Source organism: Aliiroseovarius crassostreae (assembly GCF_001307765.1).
Classification (GTDB): Bacteria; Pseudomonadota; Alphaproteobacteria; order Rhodobacterales; family Rhodobacteraceae; genus Aliiroseovarius; species Aliiroseovarius crassostreae.
This window is the reverse complement of sequence record NZ_LKBA01000006.1, coordinates 666,861-686,194: the sequence shown is the minus strand read 5'-3', so window position 1 is coordinate 686,194 and position 19,334 is coordinate 666,861. Positions and strand designations below refer to the sequence as shown.

The following is a 19,334-nucleotide window of genomic DNA, read 5'->3' as shown; positions in this document are numbered from 1 at the left end:
TGTTGACTCTATACTTCACTATAAAGCGAATTCCTTCGGTGGTTACAGTTTAACTAGGAAGAGGTTTTCTCTGCATTTGAATTGAAAGAATGCCTTACCTCCACCACCGTTTCCACCACACAGGCCGCGCGTCCTCCGCACTCCCTGCTGAGGATTGCTCGGTCTCCGGGTCTTCCTCCTCCCAAGACTGAATTTTGGCCTCAATCCGGGTGAGCATTTCCTGTTCCTCGGCTTTCTCCGCCGCCTCTTTCGCAATCACCTCTGCCTCAAACAGAGGGCGTTTCCAGCCGGTGCGGGCGACCCATGCGGCGCCGTGGCGGTGGCCGGTTTCGGGGTTCACTGGCCCGTAAAGCTCGTAATCCTCATCGGCCCAGATTCGGTGCAATTCGTTGATTGTGACCAGCGCCACCACCGGTTTGCCGTGGCGGGTGATGATCATCCGCTCCTCGCCATTCAGGGTGCGTTTGATCATTTCGGTCAGGTTGAGGCGCACGTCGGTCAGGCGGACGTAGAGGGGCGGCAGGATTGTGGACATTCTGGGCCTTCAAAAGTTTAAAGTTTCGATTTTTTGCGGGGGAAAACTTGCAAATCCGCCCCTGATGCTCGTTAAAGAGTTTAAAGTTTTGATGAGATGAGCGAACGGAGCCCCCCAATGTCCTGTCCCCCCAGTTGCCCCCTGTGTTCGGCCGATGCGGCCTTGGTGAAATATGATGTGAGCGGTGGTCCCGAGGGCGCGGCGGTTGAGGTTTGTGCCACCTGTGCCGGGCAGCTTTCAGGGGATCTGGATCCGGCGCATTGGCGCGGGCTGGCATCAAGCATGTGGTCTGAGGATCCGGCGGTTCAGGTGATTTCTTCCCGTGTTCTCAAACGGTTAGGGGAAGGCTGGGCGCAGGATCTGCTGGATCAGCTGTATCTTGATGAGGACACGCAGGCCTGGGCGGACAATGTGCTGGACGCGGTGGAGCATCGCGACAGCAATGGCACGCGGCTGGCGCAGGGCGACAATGTGGTGCTGATCAAGGACCTGCCGGTCAAGGGGGCGGGGTTCACGGCGAAACGCGGCACTGCGGTGCGCGGGATTTCTCTGGTGCCGGATAGCGCGGAACATATTGAAGGGCGCGTGGAAGGGCAACGTATTGTTATACTTACGAAATTCGTGAAGAAGAAGTAAGATGAAGTCAGCCCTGTTCAAGCTGGTCATGACCTTTTACGGCATTATCGGGTCCACCGTGGCCTCCGTGCTGGTGGTGCTGGCGCTGGTCAATGGGATCACCGGGCTTTGGCCGCTTTTGGGGGCGGCAGCGGTTGGATTTATCTTAGGGTTTCCCGTGAGTTACTATGTCGCACGCGCAATGATGGGGGACTGATCCAGATCAAGGAAGGGGCTTTGGGAGCGCGAAAGAATTCCATAAATTGAATATATTTATGAGGGATCGCCATGCTCCGCCTTACCGCCGTCATTTACACCCTGCTTGGTGCAACGCTTGCCGGAATATTCATCGTGGTCGCGCTGACCATGGGGTTTGATACCGGAAAACCCATTGTTTATTCAGCGATTTTGGGGTTCATTCTTGCCGTGCCCGTGTCCTGGATCGTGGCCAAACAGCTCAGCAATCTTTCCTGATCCGGCCCTACCGGGCGCTTTACCTGCCAGGGCCTCTGGCGGGTCAACCGGCTGTCTCACCTGCATAGCGGGTGGGCGGCTGGTTTTTTGATTTGGATATCCGGCGTGGGGGAATGGAGAGTGGCGACCCCGGAAGGACTCGAACCCTTATCTTAACCGGTTTGCTAAGAAGAAACGATGCTATGCGCTCGTGGAACCTTCCTTCGCTTGGAGCTTTGAAAGCGACATGACTCACAGTCACTTATAAAATATACACTTATTGCTTCAGTAGGGAGTGAGGAAGCGGAGAGTTTTTTGTTTCCTCATTGGGTTGCACTAAAAATTTACTACCTATTTAGATAAGAAATAACTTCTTGTATTTGATGGTAAGGAAAGGTGCTTTCCACCGAAATTCGCATCTGCTACATACGCCTTGTGGATACGGCCCCGTAGCTCAACTGGATAGAGCAGCTGACTTCTAATCAGCAGGTTGAGGATTCGAGTTCTTCCGGGGTCGCCACACCTTTTCCACAGCCTATCAGCCTCAAAGCTAAAACTTTCTGGGTGCTAAGAGATATCAAATGTGTATCGCAGCCCATCTGCTTCGTAGACTGGATTCTTGTTGAGGTGGAACGCAGGCTGTGGATGAATAGACCAATTGCGGATACCGAACGAGCTCGTATTCAAGAAGGTTGGTTTTCGGCAGTATTGAAAAGGGACGTCGTTTTGCTGGGATCAGCCCATTCGTGTCCACCAGGGTTCCACCGCCCTTCAACGCCGTCAGTCGGCCACTCCCATAATCTTTTCGAACTATTAGTTCCGAGCTTCTCTTGAAGTAGCTACGTCAAGTCACCACTATATCTGGTATGTCCATGGTCCCCATGGCGTCCGACGTGAAGCTGGACCTGTCCATGCGGATCGAGCGCCACGGAGACCTCGCCAAGGTGGCTGTTGCCGCTGAGGTGTCCGTCAACGGTCGGGATTGTATGAGCGGAGGACCCGAGCGAAGAATATGACGAAGACATTATTTGAAGAAGTTAGAAGCGAACAGAATATCTTTTCAGCCTGGCGACACGTGAAGCGGAGTGCTTTAACCTCTGGAAATCCTGATATTCGGGGTAAAGCCTCTGAGTTCGAGCATGCGCACCAGCGCCACCTTAAGCGCATTATCGCTCATCTACGCAAAGACAAGCTTTCCTTTGACCCTGTTGAAGGCGTCTTAAAGGACAAGCGTAAACGCCTTTTGGCAGGCAAGGACCCACGCCCCATAGCAATCTCAACAATCCAACTCAACAATCCAAAACCGGGTAGTTCAGAGGGCTATTCTACAAGTATTACAGCCGCGACACGCACGTGACACCTGCGCAATCCAGACACGCGCTTCGAGACCGTTCGCGACAATAGGCTTGGACGCATTAATGATGTTAATTGCTCCGAGTATGGTGTTGGGGGGCTGATTTATCCATACGGTGGCGTGCGCCCCGCCATCGAAACAATCATGTCGGCCATCGACAACGGCGCGAGGTTCTACTTCCAATCCGACATCCGGGCCTTCTTCACCAAAATTCCGACGGACAGGGTGGTCGATTTCGTTCGTCGCGAAACTGCGGACGAAGCGTTTGCCAAGTTGTTCGCGAAGGCACTTGAGGTCCATTTAGGGAATGAAGACGAGCTTGTCGGCTACACGCATCTATTTCCAAAAGGCGGTATCGGCGTTGCCCAGGGATCGTCACTGTCGGCATTTGCCGGAAACGTATTGCTCTACGAAATGGACCAGAAGCTAAACTCCATGGGTGTCACCGCGGTGAGATACATCGACGACATTCTCATGGTTGGAGAGGATCTGGCGTCCATTAACGCAGCCAAAGAATATGCGGAGAAAACTCTTACCGACTTCGGTTTTGGTCTTTACACACCCTCAGACGGCCCCGACAAAGCTGCGCAAGGAGAGTGCAGCAACGCAGTAAGACAACAAAGACGGACGCCGAGGTTTTCGACGATCTGGAAGATTGGTTTGGCGAACAGGCGTATACCCTCAAACGCAACTATAAGAAGTTGACCGAACACGTCGAGTATATGTCGGGCACCTTCCCGGTCGCCCTTGTCCGTTCAGGTGACGGGTTTGAAATCAAGTCCCTTCAAATTGCACCCGAAGGAGCTATCAACATCGAAATACGCAAAGGGTTGGAGGATCTGACCTGCCTGTCTGTGGCCGGGCGGGCCAATGCCACGGCGGAACTGGTGGAAGGCGGCGATCTGACCCAGTTTTTCAATGATATCTTTTCTGCCGTGTCCGGCATCACCACCTTCCCGTCAGATGTGGAAACCCCCGCGGTCGAGGTGCTGGCCCGGTCCGACGTGGTGGCGATGATTGCGGTGTCCGGTCTGCCGACCCGGGCAGCCCTTGCGGATTATACCGATGGGCTGGCGGACCGTATTCTGGCGCTTCCGGGGGTGTCCCGGGCCAGTGTGTCCGGGATTACGGATCGCGAATTTCAGGTCGCGTTTGACGAGGCGACCCTGCGCCAGCATGGCTTGTCGAGCAGCGATATCACCGGTGCGCTCACATCGCGCAGCCTGTCGCGCCCGTTGGGGGATGCGGAGCTGAAGGCCGGGTCGATCACGCTGCGCTATGCGGATGTGCGCCGCTCGGTGGCCGAGCTGGAAGATCTGATCGTGTTGCAGACCAGCGCGGGGGGCGTGGTGCGCCTGGGGGATATTGCCACGGTCACGCTGAGCGACAAGAACCCGGATATCTCTTCTTATATCAACGGGGTGCAGGCTGCGATCATCACCTTCTCGAAATCCAAGGAGGATGACAGTATCCGGGTTTACAACGCGGTTGAGAAACTGCTGGAGGCTGAACGGGCGACCTATCCCGACACGCTCTCCCTCAGCGTGATTGCCAACAATACAACCGAATTGAATGAGCGCCTGGCACTGATTGTCAAGAATATCGCCATGGGGCTGGTGCTGGTCTTTACCACCATGTGGTTGTTTTTCTCGATCCGGGAAGCCCTGTGGATTTCCGCCGCCCTTCCGGTGTCGTTTCTGGGCAGCCTGTTTATCATGAGTGTGTTCGGGATCACCATCAATATGATCACGCTTGTCGCGCTACTCATGGCGGTGGGGCTGATCATGGATGATAGCATCGTGATTGCGGAAAACATCGACAATTGGCGGCGGAAAGGGGCCAGTGCGACCGAGGCTGCCTGGCGTGGCACGGTTGAGGTGATGCCGGGTGTCGTGTCATCCTTCCTGACCACGGTGGCGGTGTTTGGGCCGTTGATGTTCATGACCGGGCGGCTGGGTGTCATCCTGAAATTCATCCCGACCGTGCTGCTGATCACGCTGGCCCTGTCTCTGATCGAAGGGTTCCTGATCCTGCCGCATCACCTGAGCCATGCAGGCGGGGATGGGCCGGAAGGTCATGAAAACCGGCGGGCGGCGCAGATGCTTAAACGGTTCAAGGAAGGGGTGGTCCTGCCGGTGGCCGGTTGGCTTGCCAAATGGCGCTATGCCACGCTGGGCAGTGTGATTGCGCTTTTGATGCTGGCCCTCAGTCTTGTGGTATCAGGCACGATCAAGGTGATCCCGTTCCCCTCATCCGAAAGTGACACGATCATTGCCAGGGTGGCGCTGACCGACGGGATTGCGCGTGAGCGCACCATTCAAACGGTCGAACAGCTTGTGGCCGGACTGATCAGGGTGAATGCCGATCTGAGCCCGAACACACAGGGGCAGGCCCCTCTCGTGGATCGTGTGCTGGTGGAATATGGCACCAATTCAGAGGTGAAGAACAACGGGTCGAACACCGCCACGGTGACGGTGGACCTGCTGCCCAGCTCGCAGCGGAACGTCGCGGCGGATGACGTGGTCGAGGCATGGCGGCGGGCCACGGGGCCAATGCCGGATCTGGTACAAAGCAGTTTTGCGCAATCGGTTCGCGGTCCGGCCGGGGCGGATCTGGATGTTGAGCTGCGAGGCCATGACCTGCACCAGCTGGAAACCGCCGCGTCTGAGCTTCTGGCCCGTCTCCTGGAACGAGAAGATGTGATCGAAGCGCATCAGGATCTTTACGGGGGGCAGCAGGAATTGCAGTTTGCGCTGACCACCTATGGCTATGCCGTGGGGTTGACGCCGAAGATGCTGTCAGACCAGCTGCGCGCCGCTTTCGAGGGGGCAGAAACCGACAGTTTCCGTGTCAACCAGTCGAACCTGACCGTCCGGGCCCAATTGTCCCAAACGGTGCAGACCCTGTCCGAGCTGGAGCAGTTTCCGATCCGGCTGGCAGGTGGCGAGCAGGTCGCCCTGTCCTCGGTGGCCGAGATGAAGATGACCCGCGGCTATCCGGTGATCTCGCGCAAAAACGGCATGGCAATGGCGCGGCTGACCGGCCAGATTGACGGCAGCAAGGTCACCTCGGCGCAGATTTCCAAAGTGGTGACAGATGAGCTTGGCCCTGCGCTGGTGGCGAAATATCCGGGTATTGAGATCGGCATCGGCGGGGCCACGGAAGAGCAGAACAAAAGCCAGTCCTCGCTGGGCAAGCTGATGGGGCTGGGATTGATCGGGGTTTATATGATCCTTGCGTTCCAGTTCCGGTCCTACGCGCTTCCGCTGGTGGTCATGCCTGCTATCCCCTTTGCGCTGGTTGGGTCCATCCTCGCCCATTGGGCGTTGGGGCTGGCCATCGCCATGCCATCGATGATCGGGTTTGCCTCGTTGTCGGGGATTGTCGTGAACAACTCGATCCTGTTCCTGACCTTTTTCCAGACCCATCTGGAGAAAGGGGATTATCAGAAGGCGGCGCTGAATGCGGCGCGGGCGCGGTTCCGCCCCATTCTTCTGTCCACGCTGACCACATTTGCCGGGTTGGTGCCGATCATTTTCGACAGCAGCCCTCAGGTGCAGATCCTGGTGCCGCTGGTGGTCTCGGTGGCTTTTGGCCTGTTGGCCTCGATGGTGATGGTGGTGCTGGTGTTCCCGTCCCTGATTTCGATCTATTTCGACTGGGCCTCACTTGCGCGTTGGACCCGCGCCTTTGACAAAAGCAGCGTGGATGAGGCGCTGCGTGTTGCCGGGGAGAAGCCCGCAGGGTGACGGCAGATAAACGCGACAAGAAAGGCCCGGTGCGGGGCCTTTCTTCAATGCGCTTCAATATGTGAGAGGATCACGCGCCGATCTCATCGTGATTGGTCAGGCATTCGGAATGGTCACGCAGCACTTCGATCACCCGGCAGTCCCCGGTTCTGCCATGGCCGCAATCCGAGACCATGCGGGCCAGTTCCTGCTCCAGCGCCTGCAACCGCGCGATGCGATTTCGCACCCGCGCTGCGCCCGGGTTCTTTCAACAGGCCGATCTGTTCGTAATAGCGAATGGTCTGCATCTTGGTGCCGGGCCATGGTGCCGATGGTCAGCATGGGGGTCGCCTGCGTGCGTCTGCTGTTCAGAAAACCACAAAGTTCGACAATGAAAAACCCGGCATCTTTCGATGCCGGGTTGATCTTGGACCGATTGCTCACACCCCGGTCAGATGAACTCTGCCTTGGCGGTTGCTTCCGGCTTTGCCACGGCCAGCGCCTCGGCCAGGTCCACGCTGCGGTCAAACAGGGCGCGACCGATGATCGTTCCCGCGACATGCGGCACATAGTGCAGGCGGGACACGTCGTCGATGTCGTTGATGGTGCCGCGCGCAATCACGGGCGCATTGGCCTCGCTTGCCAACTGAGTGATCAGGGCAAGCGTATCCTCGGCGTCCCCGATATCGGCATCGATATCGGTGATGAGGATTGCGGCCAGCGGATCGCCCTGAAAGCGGGCCAGAAAGCTTGAGGCGTCAAAGGCGGATTGGTTTTTCCACCCATCGCTGACAACTTTGCCTTCAAAGACATCCACGGCCAGAATGATCTGGTCCGGGTGCAGGCGGGCCGCCTCTTTCACGATATCCGGCTGATAGACGGCGAGCGAGCCGACAATAATGCGCGCCGCGCCATGGTCAATCCACTCAGCGATCCGTTCCAAGGTCTTGAAACCGCCCCCGACCTGTACCGGGATGCCCACCGTGCGGATGATCTCGCGGATGATTTCATCATTGCGGTAATCGCCCGACATGGCGTCGAAGTCGGTGATCTGGATCGCTTCGGCCCCCGCTTCCGCATATTCCTGCGCGCGTTTAACCGGATCGACATGCCAGATCTGTGGCTCTTCGGTGCGGCCGCGATAGAGGCTGACACACCGTCCTTCAAGCAATTCGATCAACGGGTAAATCTGCATGGGCATCTTCCTTTCCAAAACTCGTGTATCGGGTTCCCCCATAGCAGGCGCGATTTTTGCCCGCGCGTCGGATTGGAAACCGACTGGAAATAGGGCGAAACAGACAGTTTCACCTTAGGGGAGGGTCAGGGGAGTGTAGCAGAGAAATTTCGTGCGGGCGAATTCGGGGCGCCGGGCGGGGTGTCAGGGGGTGATTCCCCGTCTCAGAACACGATCACATTGCGCCGCGCGGCCCCGGTTCTGGTATCTGCGATGGCGTCGTTGATCTCTTCAAAAGGCCAGCATCCTGAAATCAGTTCGTGAGTTTCAACCGCCCCTGCCTGTAAAGCTCTACCATCCACGGAATATCGCGTGAGATCACGACGTCACCCATGTAGCTGGCCTGAATGCCTGCCCAGGCACGCCCATCACCACCGGTTCATATTGGGCCTTTTCACCGGAATGCGGCAGGCCCACCGCGATGATCCGCCCGCCGGGGGCAAGAAAGCGATGGGCGCTGTCATAGGCGGGAATGGCCCCAACGGTGACAAACACCGCGTCTGCGCCCCCTCCTGCCACTTTATAGGCCGCTTTCCAGGGGCAGGCAGGGGGCAAGGGAAATGGGCGTGACGTGGTGTCACGATCGGTGTGGGGTCAGATATGTTTGGTGATATGCAGGAAGTCCTCCAGAGCCTTGGCATAGGTTTCGGGTTGCTCGATGGGTGACATATGCCCGGATCTGCGGATCAGTTTGAAATCTGCGCCGGGGATCAGATCCGCCAGCTCGCGCACCAGATCGGCGGGGGTGGATCCGTCTTCGCTGCCCGCTGTGACCAAGGTGGGCAGGGTCAGGCGCGCCGTGCTTTCATAAAGATCCGTTTCGGCAATCGCGCCCATGCAGCCAAGATAGCCCGCCAATGGGGTGGCCTGCATCACCTCGGCTGCGCGCATCACAAGTTCGGGATGGTCTCGATGAGTGCTTTTGGCAAACCAGCGCTGCATGTTCTGGCCGATCACGGCGGCAATCCCGCCCCGGCGCACCTCCTCCATGCGGGCATCCCACAGGGCGGGGGTGCCGATCTTGACTGCGGTGTTGGAGAGCACCAGCGCGCGCACCAGATCCTTGCGTTCCGCAGCCAGCCCCTGCGCGATGATCCCGCCAATCGAGATGCCGACGAAGGTGCAGTCCCTCACCCCCAGCCGATCCAGCGTGGCAGCCGCATCCCTGACCAGATCTCCCATCGGGTAGGCATCGCCCTGTTCCGCGGGCGGGCAGGGGCTTTGCCCATGGCCGCGCATATCCATACGGATCACCCGCAGCCCATCTGGAAGCCGCGACAACAACGCGTCCCACATGGTCAGATCCGCCCCGAGCGCATGGGCAAAGACCAGCGCGGGGGCCTCACGCGGGCCGGTGTCGGTGGTGAAAAGCGGAACGGGGGCCTCTCCTGGCAGGATCATGTGTCACCTCTCAGCGTAAGATGGGCCATGATCTGACCGTGATCCGACGCGAGCTTGTTATATGGCGCCTCGGGGTGAGAGCCATCGGTGATGTGATCGTTCAGCACGCTGAAATAGGTCATGTCGGCAATCCGATCGCCATTGTCCGGGTGAAAATCACGGCTGAGGAAAATCTGGTCGATGCTTTCGAACACACCGCCGAAACTTGCCGTATAGACCATGTCGCGCAGGGATTTTCGCACAAAGAGCTTTTCCGCCGAATGCAGCCGCACCTTCTCGATCGCGTCGGTGATGGCGGCGCTTTCGTCACGGGAATAGCGGTCATTTGCGGTCTTTGCATCATGGCGCAGCATCCAGGCGTAGTTCTTGAACGGGACCTCTCCTGCAATGATTTCAGAGCTGACCGAGTGTTCGCCATCGTTGGAATCGCCCAGAACCACCACCGGGTGACCGGCTGTGATCTCTTCCACCACCAGTTTGCGCAGCACCCAGGCTTCGGCCATTCTGCGCATGGCAGAGCGAGCCGCCCCCAGGGCCCGAGACACGGGATCATAGGCGGTGAGGTCCGCTTCGGGGGCAAATTCAGCGCCTTCCGGGCGGATAAACTCACCCAGTTTGGATTTCAGGTGGCAGTTGAACAGGGTGAGGATCTGCCGGTTCTGGCCCTCCCCGACAGGGACCCGCACCTTAAGGATCGGGCGGGACAGGCGGGTTAGCCGGAACATCCCGCCACCCTCCCCAAACGGGATTTCCAGCGGGGTATCCAGATCCTGAATGACTTCTGGCTGGCCGACAAAACCGAACCGCGACAGCACCGCAAGCCCCGGTCGCCGCGCGCCGGGAGCGCCGTCATTTGCGTTGGGGGCAAAGGCGATATTGTCGATGCTCCAGGGATCAACTTCCAGCCTGCGAAAAATCGCTTTCCGGTGATAGCGTTTTGAACGGTCCGGGATGGTGGCGGCGTTCAGCGCGCCCGCCCGCCTGTTGGCCTCTTTCACCACATCCAGCAGGGCATCCTTTTCAAACACTTCCTGAAAGCCGATGATATCTGCGTCCAGAGACAGCATCTGGTCGGCCATCCAATCCCGTTTCCACGCGTATTCTTCCGGGGTGTAGGACAGGAAACGATAGAATTCCTGGTCTGCTCCGATCAGGTTTTTCACGTTGAACGAGGCGATGGTGAAGTCGGTCATTGGTCAAGATACTCCAGGGCACGGGTAAAGATTGGCACATCCACATTGCCGCCCGTGGCGACGACAAACACGCTGTCCCCCTCAAGCGTGCCGGGGTGAAACAGGGCGGCGGCAAGGGCGGTGGCCCCGCCCGGTTCCAGAACAATTTTCAGATGGTGAAAGGCCAGGGCCATGGCGCGCAGGCACTCTTCTTCGCGGACCACCAGACCGGGGCCGCAGAGGCGTTGAATGATTGGAAATGTCAGTGCCCCCGGTTCCGGGGTCAGGATCGCATCGCAGATGGATCCTGAGAGCTGGGTATTGCGCTGAACCGTTCCACTGGCGAGCGACCGGGCAATGTCGTCAAACCCGTCAGGTTCGACCGGGCGCGCCCGCATTCCGGGCGCGTCATGTTCCAGCGAAAGGGCAATCCCCGCCAGCAATCCCCCGCCACCTGACGGCACCAGCACCTCGGCCGATGCGGCATCCAGCGGGCGGGCGGCATTGGCGATTTCAAGCCCAACAGTGCCCTGACCCGCGATGACGCGTGGGTCGTCATAGGGCTTGATCAGGGTAAGCTCGCGTTCCTGCGCGATTTGCGCGCCAATTGCATCGCGGTCTTCGTGCGCCCGATCATACAGAACCACCTCCGCCCCAAGGGCGCGCGTGCCATTGATCTTGGCGGTTGGCGCATCCGAGGGCATCACGATCACCGCAGGGCATTGGTGGGCCCGTGCCGCGCGCGCCACCCCCTGGGCGTGATTGCCCGAGGAATAGGCAATCGCGCCCAGCTCTTTCTGAAGATCCGATAATTGCGAAATGGCCGCCCAAGCACCGCGGGCCTTGAAGCTTCCGGTTTCCTGCAGGTTCTCGGCCTTGACCAGAACCCGCCGCCCGGCAATGGCATCCAGTGCGGGTGAGGACAGGATCGGGGTTTGCCGGACATGACCTGCCAAGTGGCGGGCGGCTGCGCGGATATCATGAATGGAAACGCTCACGCCGCGCGCTCCTTCATGTCGTTGATCCAGTCCTGAATGACGATCAGCGCTTCCGGCTCGTCCAGAAAAGGCACATGCCCCCGATCCGCCACATGGGCATAGCGCAGCGCCGGAATGCGGCGGCGCATTTCCGCAACGGTTGCATCTGTCAGCAGATCGGAATTTGCGCCGTGGATCAGCGCCAGCGGCAGCCCCGCAAAACAATCATATAGCGGCCAGAGATCGGGCATCGGTTGCGCCCCTGCCTCCTCTACGGCGTTGCGCAGCTTGGGATCATAGCGGTTTTCCCAGCGCCCCTCGCGGTTTTCATAAAGGTAGGAAACCTCCTCTTCCCAACGCGTGTCCGGGACATTGTGAAACCCTGCCTGCTCCATCGCCGCCTTGCGCATGGCGACAATCGACCCAAAGGCGCGCCAGGCCGGGTGGCGGCCGAGATAGGACATGATATAGGTCAGACCCGTTGGGTCGAGATCAGGACCGATATCGTTCAGACAAACCCCCAACAATCGCTCCCGCACGGTTGCTGCCAGACCCATCGCAATCAACCCGCCGCGAGAGGTGCCCAAAATTGCGGCTTTCTCAATCCCCAGATGATCCAGTAATCCCAACGCATCCTGAGCTTCCTGAGGTATGGTATAGGTCGCGTGAGGGGCCCAGTCCGACTGGCCGCGCCCCCGGTAATCCATGCGGATCAGGCGTATGCCTTTCAGATGCGGGGCGAGGAAGTTGAAGTCGTTTGAATTGCGCGTCAGTCCCGACAAAGCCAGGACCGGCAGGCCATCTCCCTCGTCCCGATAGGCTATCTGTACGCCGTCCGCCGCCTGAAATCTTTGCATCACCACCTCCTGAAACCTTTGCCGCACAAAAGCATGGAACCTGACAAGGGTCCACACTCCTCTCCTCCCCTTGCTTCAAATATCCCGGGGTGAGGGGCCACTTGCAAAGTGGCGCTGAGGGGCAGGGCCCCTGCCGAGGCGTAGCCGAGGCCACCGCAAGCCCGACGCGCCCCCGGAGGGGTGATAATAGGTGCAGGCCAGTTCACACCTCACAAGAAAAAGGCCACCCGAAGGTGGCCTTGCAAACCCATTGTCCGGGTGTTGTCACAGGTTGTCCGGCTGCGGCATGCCCAGAACGTGAAACCCGCTGTCCACGGTGATAATCTCACCCGTGGTGCACTTGCCGTAATCCGAGGCAAGGTATGCTGCGGTGCCCCCCACGGCCTCCAGCGTTGCGTTCTGGCGCAGCGGCGCATTGGCCTCGGTGTGGCGGAAGGTCTTGCGCGCGCCACCAATGGCCGCACCCGCCAGCGTTTTCATCGGACCGGGCGAGATGGCATTCACGCGGATACCATCGGGGCCAAGGTCATTGGCAAGATACCGCACCGACGCTTCCAGCGCCGCTTTGGCAACCCCCATCACGTTGTAAAACGGCGTCACCCGGTTCGACCCGCCATAGGTCAGCGTCAGGATCGTGCCGCCATTGGTCATTTTTGGGGCAACGCGACGCGAGACTTCGATCAGGGAATAACAGCTGATATCCATCGAGTTCTTGAAATTCGCGCGCGAGGTGTCGACAAAACGCCCCGTCAGCTCGTCCTTGTCGGAATAGGCAATCGCATGGACAAGGAAATCAATGCTGTCCCATTTGGAAAACAGGTCGTCGAAGCCCTTGTCCAGGGCTGCGTCATCCGTCACATCCATGTCGACCAGCAGGTCGGACCCGACGCTGGCGGCCAGCGGCGCCACGCGCTGCCCAAAGGCCTCGCCCTGATAGCTGAAAGCCAGCTCCGCGCCCTCATTTGCCATCGCCTGCGCAATGCCCCATGCGATCGACCGCTGGTTGGCGACCCCCATGATGAGGCCCCGTTTCCCTTGCATCAATCCCGCCATATCTTGCTCCTTAAATCCGGCCCTCCCTGCCACGCCATTTCACGCGATCTGAAGGGCCTCTTAATACAGGTTCTGAAATCAGTCCTTGAACGTGCTCAAAATCATCGAGCCATTGGTGCCGCCAAAGCCAAAGCTGTTGGTCATCACGCTGTCCAGACCAGCGTTTTCGACCAGCGAGGTTGCAATCTCGCCCTCATTGATCGCCGGATCCAGATTTTCCACGTTGATCGACGGCGCAATAAAGTCATGTTTCAGCATCAAGAGGCAGTAGATGGCTTCTTGTGCGCCGGTGGCGCCCTGGCTGTGACCTGTCATGGATTTGGTCGAGCTGATCGGCGGGGTCGAGCCTTTCCCAAAGACGCGGCGCACGGCTTCCACTTCGCCCACATCGCCAACGGGGGTCGAGGTGCCGTGGGCGTTGATATAGCCAACTTTGCGGCCCTCGGGCAGCATGTCCATGGCCAGACGCATGGCGCGTTCACCGCCTTCGCCGGACGGCGCCACCATGTCGTGACCATCCGAGGTCGCGCCATAGCCGGTCACTTCCGCATAGATCTTCGCGCTGCGGGCTTTTGCGTGCTCAAGCTCTTCCAGCACCAGAATGGCCCCGCCACCACCGATCACGAACCCGTCGCGGTCGGCGTCAAACGCGCGCGAGGCTTTCTCGGGCGTGTCGTTATATTTCGATGACATGGCGCCCATCGCGTCGAAGAGGCACGAAAGCGTCCAGTCCAGTTCCTCACCACCGCCGGCGAACATCACATCCTGTTTGCCCATCATGATCTGTTCCGCCGCGTTGCCGATACAGTGCAGCGACGTCGAACAGGCCGAGGTGATCGAATAGTTCACACCCTTGATCTTGAACGCGGTCGCGAGGTTGGCGGAAATGGTCGAGCCCATGCATTTCGGAACCGCAAACGGCCCGATCCGCTTGGTTGCGCCGGATTTCAGCGCGGTCTGGTGGGCGGCAAACATCGCGCTGGTCGACGGGCCGCCGGAACCTGCCACAAGGCCGGTGCGCGGGTTCACCACGTCGTCTTCGCCAAGACCGGCATCTTCGATGGCCTGGCTCATCGCGATATGCGCGTAAGCGGCGCCTGGCCCCATGAAGCGTAGCGTGCGTTTGTCCACATATTCCGTGATGTCGATATTGGGCATACCCGCAATCTGGCTGCGGAACCCGTGCTCCACCATGTCCTGATTTGCAGTGATGCCGGATTTCCCGGCTTTCAGCGAGGCCAGAACCTCTTCGGCATTGTTCCCGATGGCCGAGACGATGCCCAGACCGGTGACGACTACACGACGCATATGCGCACTCCTCTGATTGCCCCGACACCTCGCAAAGGTCACCGGGGCAGGGTATTGGGGTCAGCTCTCGGAAAGAGCCACTTTCATGTCTTTGACCTGATAGATCACCTCGCCATCGGCTTCGACGATCCCGTCAGCCACACCCATGGTCAGGCGACGGGTCTGGATCGCCTTGGTAAAGTCGATCTTGTAGGTCAGCATCTTGCGATCCGGGCGCACCATGCCGGTCAGCTTTACCTCTCCGACCCCCAGCGCATAGCCACGCCCCTGCCAGCCGCGCCAGCCCAGGTTGAAGCCGGTCAGCTGCCACAGACCGTCAAGGCCAAGGCAGCCGGGCATGATCGGGTTGCCGGGGAAGTGGCAGTCAAAAAACCAAAGGTCCGGGGTGATGTCGAACTCAGCCAGAACATGGCCTTTGCCATGCGCTCCGCCGTCGCTGGAAATCTCGGTGATCCGGTCCATCATCAGCATGGGCGGCGCCGGAAGCTGCGCATTGCCCGGGCCAAACAGCTCTCCGCGTGCGCATTTCAATAGATCTTCCTTGTCAAAGCTTGTCGGATAGTCCGCCATCAGCCGCCCCATATCTTGTGTCATTTCATCCTCTCTCCTCTATCATCCGCGCCAAGGCGGACGCAAGGGCAGGGCGCATGCAAGTCCCAGAAAACCGGGGCCCGGGGCGGACATTTACTGGGCATTTATAATGCACATGTAAAAAAACATGGAAACCCGCGCAAAGCCCCCTTATATTACGGTCCACGAAACGGATCCGAGTCATGAACGTCACAGCATCCCCTCTTGAAGAAACCTGGCTGGCCAGTGCCGGTCTGCGCCCGACGCGGCAACGCCTGTCTCTTGCCAATCTTCTGGTGGGCGACGGAGAGCATCGCCACGTCACCGCAGAAAGCCTTTACGAGGCATCTCGTGAGAGCGGTGAGAAAGTGTCCCTTGCGACCGTCTACAACACGCTCCGGGTCTTTTCGGAAGCAGGACTTCTGCGCGAAATCACCGTAAACGGTGCGCGCAGCTATTTTGACACCAACGTCTCAAACCACCCCCACTTCTTCTGGGAAGACACGGAAGAGCTGATGGACGCGCCCGCTCAGGACCTGAAAATCGCCAGCCTGCCAGACGCACCGAAAGGGGCTGAAATCAGCAAGGTTGATGTGGTCATCCGGCTGCGCCGCAGCTGAGCACTCAACATCACGCACCGTCCGCACCGTGCCTCCGGTAAGCTGTTTGCCTGCCCGCAGGGCGGGGCGGGGCCGCTTATCCCATTTTCTGTCAGAAATATCCCGGGGTGAGCCGCGCACGCGGCGAGGGGCAGAGCCCCTCAAAAGGCTCACGACGTGAGCCACCGAGCACCTGCCCCCCTTCGCCGATACCCTTTTCAGGTCGCGCAGAGGGGCAAGATCAGGGCTCGTATCAGCCGATGGATACAAGCTCAAAATCGAAGATCAGGGTTTTGCCCGCCAGCGCGTGGTTGGCGTCCAGCGTGACGCTCTCCTCGGTCAGGGCGGTGACGGTCACCGGGATCGGTTGTCCTTGCGGACCGGACATTTGCAATTGCAGCCCAACCTCCAGCGGAATCTCGGCCGGGATATCTGAGCGCGGCACATCCATGACAGCTTGATCGTGGCGCGGGCCATAGGCCTCTTCCGGGGCGATGGTGACTTTTTTCTTCTCGCCAACCGTCATGCCGGGCAGTGCTTTGTCGAGACCGGGAATGATCATGCCGGACCCCACGGTAAATGACAGCGGGTCCCGCCCCTCGGAGCTGTCAAAGACAGATCCGTCTTCCAATGTGCCGGTATAGTGAATGGCGACCTGCGCGCCGGATGTGACTTCCGTCATGAAAACCTCTTGATGTCGGGGGGGATGAATGGATGAGGCCCTTACGTGTTGCGCAACGGGTGCTCAAGATGAGGGGGGCAACCCTAAACAAATGGCCCGCAAAGTAAACCACCTGCGCGGAAATGGGTCTCGTTCGAAACGCGTCGTCGCGTCAGAACCACTGCCCCGGCTCCATCAGCCCCAAATCCAAAAGTTGCTGGGAGGACCAGTCGAATTCGGTGGAGTTGTGCCATTTGAAAGTTTCGATATCGAAGGTCGAGCCCGGATTGGATTTCAAGGCTTTCGCAGTGCGGAAACTGGCGATCGCGGTGGTGATGTTGTTGTGCCACGGGCAGGCGTAGGTGTTGTATTCTTCATCGTTGAATGTGTGATCTGCGCGCAGGGTAAGTCCCGGTTTGGCGCGAAACAGGGCAATTCGGTCAATCTTTCGGCGGGGGGCTGGGATATGCTCTTCAAACCGCCAGCGCAGCCCGCCAAAGAAATCCAGTTGCCGTTCCTTGGGGTGGCCCTCATTGTCCGGGTCCGGGCGGCCAAGGGCGTAATAGCCGGATCTGTCCAGCCAGGCATGTTCCAGAGAGACCGCGTCGGGATAGGTTTCCAGATCATCCGCGTAGAGGTCAACAACATAGGTCAGGACCGAACTGCGTCGTTCTTCTGTCTGGAAGGACAGCAATTCACCGATCGAGCGGGTTTCACAGAATGGGTGGAACAGGTATTCGGCATTGAAGCAGTAATAGAGCCAGATCCCCGGCGCAGATTTGATCACCGCGTTCACGGCGTCCACCATGGCATTATCGTGTGAAATATCGAAATCGATCCGGTGGATCAGGTCGGACAGGCTGGGTGGCAGGCTCAGTTGCGTTGGTGCGAAAACAAGAAGCGATTTGAAGCCGGCCAGATGGTGATGGCGAATGGTGCTTTCCACTTCGATCAGATCTTCGACAAAGATCATGCCGACGGGCCCTTTGGCCAGGGCCGCAGGGGTGGAGGTCAAGAACTCGTTCAGATTGGCGTAACGCATCAAAGGCTCCCAGTCGGCCACCTGACGCACAGTCTGGGGGCGCCCGGTTAAAAAATCACGAAATTGCGGGTATTTGCAAGGGGGCGTGTTGAAAGGGTGGGGATTGCGACGGGGCAAGAGGCCGGCCTTGCGGATGGGGGAGCTGCGATCGTGAACGCGCTGGGCGTTGCAGCGCGGGGCGCTTTTGTGTAGGAGAGCGCCTTGACCCCGGCGATGATCCAACGTCACGCCAGCCAGACCCATCGGGAACGCCATCATGTCCGACCAGAAAACCGATCCGAAGAAACTCTTCATCCGCACCTATGGCTGCCAGATGAATGTCTATGACAGCGAACGCATGGCCGAGGCGCTGGGCGCGGATGGCTATGTGCAGACGGACAGTGCCGATGATGCGGACATGATCCTGCTCAACACCTGCCACATCCGCGAAAAGGCCGCCGAGAAAGTGTATTCCGAGCTGGGCCGCTTCAAGGGGCTGAAAGCGGAAAAGCCGGACCTGAAGATCGGTGTGGCGGGCTGTGTTGCCCAGGCCGAAGGGGAAGAAATCATGCGCCGCCAGCCGCTCGTGGATCTGGTGGTTGGCCCGCAGACCTATCACCGCCTGCCTGCGATGATGGAACAGGTGGCCAGGGGGGAAAAGGCGCTGGATACCGAGTTCCCGGAAGAGGACAAGTTTGAACACCTGCCCAAGTTGCGCGGCACCAAGGCCCGGCGCAATCCGGCGGCGTTCCTGACCGTGCAAGAGGGGTGCGACAAGTTCTGCGCCTTCTGTGTGGTGCCCTATACCCGCGGGGCGGAGGTCAGCCGCCCGGTGGAACGGATCCTGCGCGAGGCCAATGAATTGGTCGAACGTGGCGTGCGCGAAATCACCCTTCTGGGCCAGAATGTGAATGCGTATCACGGGCAGGGGCCGGCCAATATGGGGGGCGGAGACTGGTCGCTGGCGCGCCTGATCTGGGCATTGAATGACGTGGACGGGCTGGAGCGGATCCGTTTCACCACGTCACATCCCAACGACATGGAAGAGGATCTGATTGCCGCCCATGGGGAATGCCGGAAACTGATGCCTTACCTGCATCTGCCGGTGCAATCGGGGTCTGACAAGATCCTCAAGCGGATGAACCGCAGCCACACAGCCGAAAGCTATCTGCGCCTGATCGAACGGATCCGGGCCGCACGTCCCGATATCCTGATCTCCGGTGACTTTATCGTCGGTTTCCCGGAGGAGAATGATCAGGATTTCGAAGATACGATGGCGCTGATCCGTGAAGTGAAATACGGTCAGGCTTTCAGCTTCAAATACTCAACCCGCCCCGGCACGCCAGCTGCGGAACGGGCGCTGGTGGAGGATGATGTTGCATCGGAACGGCTGTATCGCCTGCAGGCTCTGATCACCGAGCAGCAGCGCGAAGTGCAGGATGGTATGGTCGGCCGGGAAGTGGGCGTTCTGTTCGAAAAACAGGGGCGATTTGACGGGCAGATGGTGGGAAAATCCGACTACCTTCATGCGGTGCATGTCAAAGGTGAGGTGGGCGTTGGTGACCTGCGTCACGTGAGAATCACCGAGAGCGGCGCCAATTCCCTGGCGGGTGAGCTGGTTGACTAGATCGCGGCGTGTTTAGGGTTCAAGAAGCAACAGTTCGATGGGCTTTAGGGTATTGTGTTGAAAAGAAACACAATACCCCGGGGAAACCCCTTTTTTGTAAACACAAAATTTGCTAAAACCTTCTCTAATAGGGAGTAAATTTGGCTGTCCGCTTCGTATGGTTTGCAGG

Annotated in this window: 20 protein-coding genes, 1 tRNA gene and 2 pseudogenes; 10 read left to right on the top strand and 13 right to left on the bottom strand. The window is 58.9% G+C overall.

Features of this window, described 5'->3' with window-relative positions:
* Nucleotides 1-94: 94 nt before the first annotated feature.
* Entirely contained in the window at nt 95-535 is a 441-nt protein-coding gene (locus tag AKJ29_RS09720) for a type II toxin-antitoxin system Phd/YefM family antitoxin (RefSeq protein ID WP_055190252.1), read from the bottom strand.
* Nucleotides 536-652: 117 nt separating this feature from the next.
* Between AKJ29_RS09720 and AKJ29_RS09715 the strand changes: the two genes are divergently transcribed.
* The 8 genes from AKJ29_RS09715 (at nt 653) to AKJ29_RS09690 (ending at nt 6,706) form a co-directional block, all read left to right on the top strand.
* On the top strand, nt 653-1,171 hold the full coding sequence (locus AKJ29_RS09715; RefSeq protein ID WP_055190250.1) for a PhnA domain-containing protein: 519 nt from the start codon (nt 653-655) through the stop codon (nt 1,169-1,171).
* 1 nt (nt 1,172) lies between these two features.
* Nucleotides 1,173-1,367, top strand: a complete 195-nt coding sequence (locus tag AKJ29_RS09710; protein WP_055190248.1) for a hypothetical protein — start codon at nt 1,173-1,175, stop codon at nt 1,365-1,367.
* Between the two features lie 71 nt (nt 1,368-1,438).
* Nucleotides 1,439-1,624, top strand: a complete 186-nt coding sequence (locus AKJ29_RS09705) for a hypothetical protein (protein WP_055190246.1) — start codon at nt 1,439-1,441, stop codon at nt 1,622-1,624.
* Between the two features lie 422 nt (nt 1,625-2,046).
* Nucleotides 2,047-2,123 (top strand) — tRNA-Arg (locus AKJ29_RS09700).
* A 346-nt stretch (nt 2,124-2,469) separates the two neighbouring features.
* Nucleotides 2,470-2,619, top strand: coding sequence for a hypothetical protein (locus tag AKJ29_RS19880; RefSeq protein WP_200909145.1), 150 nt, complete (start codon nt 2,470-2,472; stop codon nt 2,617-2,619).
* The gene (locus AKJ29_RS19875; RefSeq protein WP_200909144.1) at nt 2,616-2,960 is read left to right on the top strand and encodes a hypothetical protein; all 345 of its coding nucleotides are present in this window, start codon (nt 2,616-2,618) and stop codon (nt 2,958-2,960) included. Before AKJ29_RS19880 ends, AKJ29_RS19875 begins: the two co-directional genes overlap by 4 nt.
* A gap of 141 nt (nt 2,961-3,101) precedes the next feature.
* On the top strand, nt 3,102-3,662 hold the full coding sequence (locus AKJ29_RS19870; protein WP_055190244.1) for a reverse transcriptase domain-containing protein: 561 nt from the start codon (nt 3,102-3,104) through the stop codon (nt 3,660-3,662).
* Nucleotides 3,554-6,706, top strand: coding sequence for an efflux RND transporter permease subunit (locus AKJ29_RS09690; protein ID WP_139231410.1), 3,153 nt, complete (start codon nt 3,554-3,556; stop codon nt 6,704-6,706). The genes AKJ29_RS19870 and AKJ29_RS09690 overlap by 109 nt, the downstream gene beginning before the upstream one ends.
* A gap of 70 nt (nt 6,707-6,776) precedes the next feature.
* Here AKJ29_RS09690 and AKJ29_RS18720 read toward each other — a convergent pair.
* The 10 genes and pseudogenes from AKJ29_RS18720 to fabA form a co-directional block, all read right to left on the bottom strand.
* A pseudogene (locus AKJ29_RS18720) lies at nt 6,777-7,027 on the bottom strand (MerR family DNA-binding transcriptional regulator).
* 109 nt (nt 7,028-7,136) lie between these two features.
* Nucleotides 7,137-7,880, bottom strand: coding sequence for a 1-(5-phosphoribosyl)-5-[(5-phosphoribosylamino)methylideneamino]imidazole-4-carboxamide isomerase (locus AKJ29_RS09685; RefSeq protein WP_055190241.1), 744 nt, complete (start codon nt 7,878-7,880; stop codon nt 7,137-7,139).
* Nucleotides 7,881-8,083: 203 nt separating this feature from the next.
* Nucleotides 8,084-8,459: pseudogene (locus tag AKJ29_RS18715) on the bottom strand (zinc-binding dehydrogenase); the annotation flags it as partial.
* Between the two features lie 54 nt (nt 8,460-8,513).
* Entirely contained in the window at nt 8,514-9,320 is an 807-nt protein-coding gene (gene pcaD / locus AKJ29_RS09675) for a 3-oxoadipate enol-lactonase (RefSeq protein ID WP_055190237.1), read from the bottom strand.
* Nucleotides 9,317-10,513, bottom strand: coding sequence for an endonuclease/exonuclease/phosphatase family protein (locus tag AKJ29_RS09670; protein WP_055190235.1), 1,197 nt, complete (start codon nt 10,511-10,513; stop codon nt 9,317-9,319). Before AKJ29_RS09670 ends, pcaD begins: the two co-directional genes overlap by 4 nt.
* Nucleotides 10,510-11,490 (bottom strand): threonine ammonia-lyase, encoded by a 981-nt coding sequence (locus AKJ29_RS09665; protein ID WP_139231409.1) that lies wholly within the window; start codon nt 11,488-11,490, stop codon nt 10,510-10,512. Before AKJ29_RS09665 ends, AKJ29_RS09670 begins: the two co-directional genes overlap by 4 nt.
* Nucleotides 11,487-12,326 carry an alpha/beta fold hydrolase gene (locus AKJ29_RS09660; protein ID WP_055190564.1) on the bottom strand — a complete coding sequence of 280 codons (840 nt, stop codon included), beginning with the start codon at nt 12,324-12,326 and terminating at the stop codon, nt 11,487-11,489. The genes AKJ29_RS09665 and AKJ29_RS09660 overlap by 4 nt, the downstream gene beginning before the upstream one ends.
* Before the next feature lie 264 nt (nt 12,327-12,590).
* Nucleotides 12,591-13,379: an enoyl-ACP reductase FabI gene (locus AKJ29_RS09655; RefSeq protein WP_055190233.1), complete on the bottom strand. Its 789-nt coding sequence runs from the start codon at nt 13,377-13,379 to the stop codon at nt 12,591-12,593.
* A gap of 78 nt (nt 13,380-13,457) precedes the next feature.
* Nucleotides 13,458-14,687 (bottom strand): beta-ketoacyl-ACP synthase I, encoded by a 1,230-nt coding sequence (gene fabB / locus AKJ29_RS09650; protein ID WP_055190231.1) that lies wholly within the window; start codon nt 14,685-14,687, stop codon nt 13,458-13,460.
* A 60-nt stretch (nt 14,688-14,747) separates the two neighbouring features.
* Entirely contained in the window at nt 14,748-15,257 is a 510-nt protein-coding gene (gene fabA / locus AKJ29_RS09645; protein WP_055190562.1) for a bifunctional 3-hydroxydecanoyl-ACP dehydratase/trans-2-decenoyl-ACP isomerase, read from the bottom strand.
* Nucleotides 15,258-15,460: 203 nt separating this feature from the next.
* Between fabA and irr the strand changes: the two genes are divergently transcribed.
* A complete protein-coding gene (gene irr, locus AKJ29_RS09640; RefSeq protein ID WP_055190229.1) occupies nt 15,461-15,877 on the top strand; it encodes a Fur family transcriptional regulator Irr in 417 nt (138 codons plus the stop codon).
* Nucleotides 15,878-16,109: 232 nt separating this feature from the next.
* Here irr and AKJ29_RS09635 read toward each other — a convergent pair whose 3' ends face one another.
* Both AKJ29_RS09635 and AKJ29_RS09630 read right to left on the bottom strand, forming a co-directional pair.
* Complete coding sequence (locus tag AKJ29_RS09635) at nt 16,110-16,538, bottom strand: FKBP-type peptidyl-prolyl cis-trans isomerase (protein ID WP_055190227.1); 429 nt, start codon at nt 16,536-16,538, stop codon at nt 16,110-16,112.
* A 151-nt stretch (nt 16,539-16,689) separates the two neighbouring features.
* A complete protein-coding gene (locus AKJ29_RS09630) occupies nt 16,690-17,559 on the bottom strand; it encodes a hypothetical protein (RefSeq protein WP_055190561.1) in 870 nt (289 codons plus the stop codon).
* A gap of 256 nt (nt 17,560-17,815) precedes the next feature.
* Here AKJ29_RS09630 and miaB point away from each other — a divergent pair, with 256 nt between their 5' ends.
* Nucleotides 17,816-19,165: a tRNA (N6-isopentenyl adenosine(37)-C2)-methylthiotransferase MiaB gene (gene miaB / locus AKJ29_RS09625; protein ID WP_055190225.1), complete on the top strand. Its 1,350-nt coding sequence runs from the start codon at nt 17,816-17,818 to the stop codon at nt 19,163-19,165.
* Nucleotides 19,166-19,334: the final 169 nt, after the last annotated feature.

Coding starts and splice junctions, on each gene's coding strand:
- AKJ29_RS09720 (WP_055190252.1), bottom strand. CDS start 535: ATGTCCACAATCCTGCCGCCCCTCTACGTCCGCCTGACCGACGTGCGC.
- AKJ29_RS09715 (WP_055190250.1), top strand. CDS start 653: ATGTCCTGTCCCCCCAGTTGCCCCCTGTGTTCGGCCGATGCGGCCTTG.
- AKJ29_RS09710 (WP_055190248.1), top strand. CDS start 1,173: ATGAAGTCAGCCCTGTTCAAGCTGGTCATGACCTTTTACGGCATTATC.
- AKJ29_RS09705 (WP_055190246.1), top strand. CDS start 1,439: ATGCTCCGCCTTACCGCCGTCATTTACACCCTGCTTGGTGCAACGCTT.
- AKJ29_RS19880 (WP_200909145.1), top strand. CDS start 2,470: ATGTCCATGGTCCCCATGGCGTCCGACGTGAAGCTGGACCTGTCCATG.
- AKJ29_RS19875 (WP_200909144.1), top strand. CDS start 2,616: ATGACGAAGACATTATTTGAAGAAGTTAGAAGCGAACAGAATATCTTT.
- AKJ29_RS19870 (WP_055190244.1), top strand. CDS start 3,102: ATGTCGGCCATCGACAACGGCGCGAGGTTCTACTTCCAATCCGACATC.
- AKJ29_RS09685 (WP_055190241.1), bottom strand. CDS start 7,880: ATGCAGATTTACCCGTTGATCGAATTGCTTGAAGGACGGTGTGTCAGC.
- pcaD (WP_055190237.1), bottom strand. CDS start 9,320: ATGATCCTGCCAGGAGAGGCCCCCGTTCCGCTTTTCACCACCGACACC.
- AKJ29_RS09670 (WP_055190235.1), bottom strand. CDS start 10,513: ATGACCGACTTCACCATCGCCTCGTTCAACGTGAAAAACCTGATCGGA.
- AKJ29_RS09660 (WP_055190564.1), bottom strand. CDS start 12,326: ATGCAAAGATTTCAGGCGGCGGACGGCGTACAGATAGCCTATCGGGAC.
- AKJ29_RS09655 (WP_055190233.1), bottom strand. CDS start 13,379: ATGGCGGGATTGATGCAAGGGAAACGGGGCCTCATCATGGGGGTCGCC.
- fabB (WP_055190231.1), bottom strand. CDS start 14,687: ATGCGTCGTGTAGTCGTCACCGGTCTGGGCATCGTCTCGGCCATCGGG.
- fabA (WP_055190562.1), bottom strand. CDS start 15,257: ATGGCGGACTATCCGACAAGCTTTGACAAGGAAGATCTATTGAAATGC.
- irr (WP_055190229.1), top strand. CDS start 15,461: ATGAACGTCACAGCATCCCCTCTTGAAGAAACCTGGCTGGCCAGTGCC.
- AKJ29_RS09635 (WP_055190227.1), bottom strand. CDS start 16,538: ATGACGGAAGTCACATCCGGCGCGCAGGTCGCCATTCACTATACCGGC.
- AKJ29_RS09630 (WP_055190561.1), bottom strand. CDS start 17,559: ATGCGTTACGCCAATCTGAACGAGTTCTTGACCTCCACCCCTGCGGCC.
- miaB (WP_055190225.1), top strand. CDS start 17,816: ATGTCCGACCAGAAAACCGATCCGAAGAAACTCTTCATCCGCACCTAT.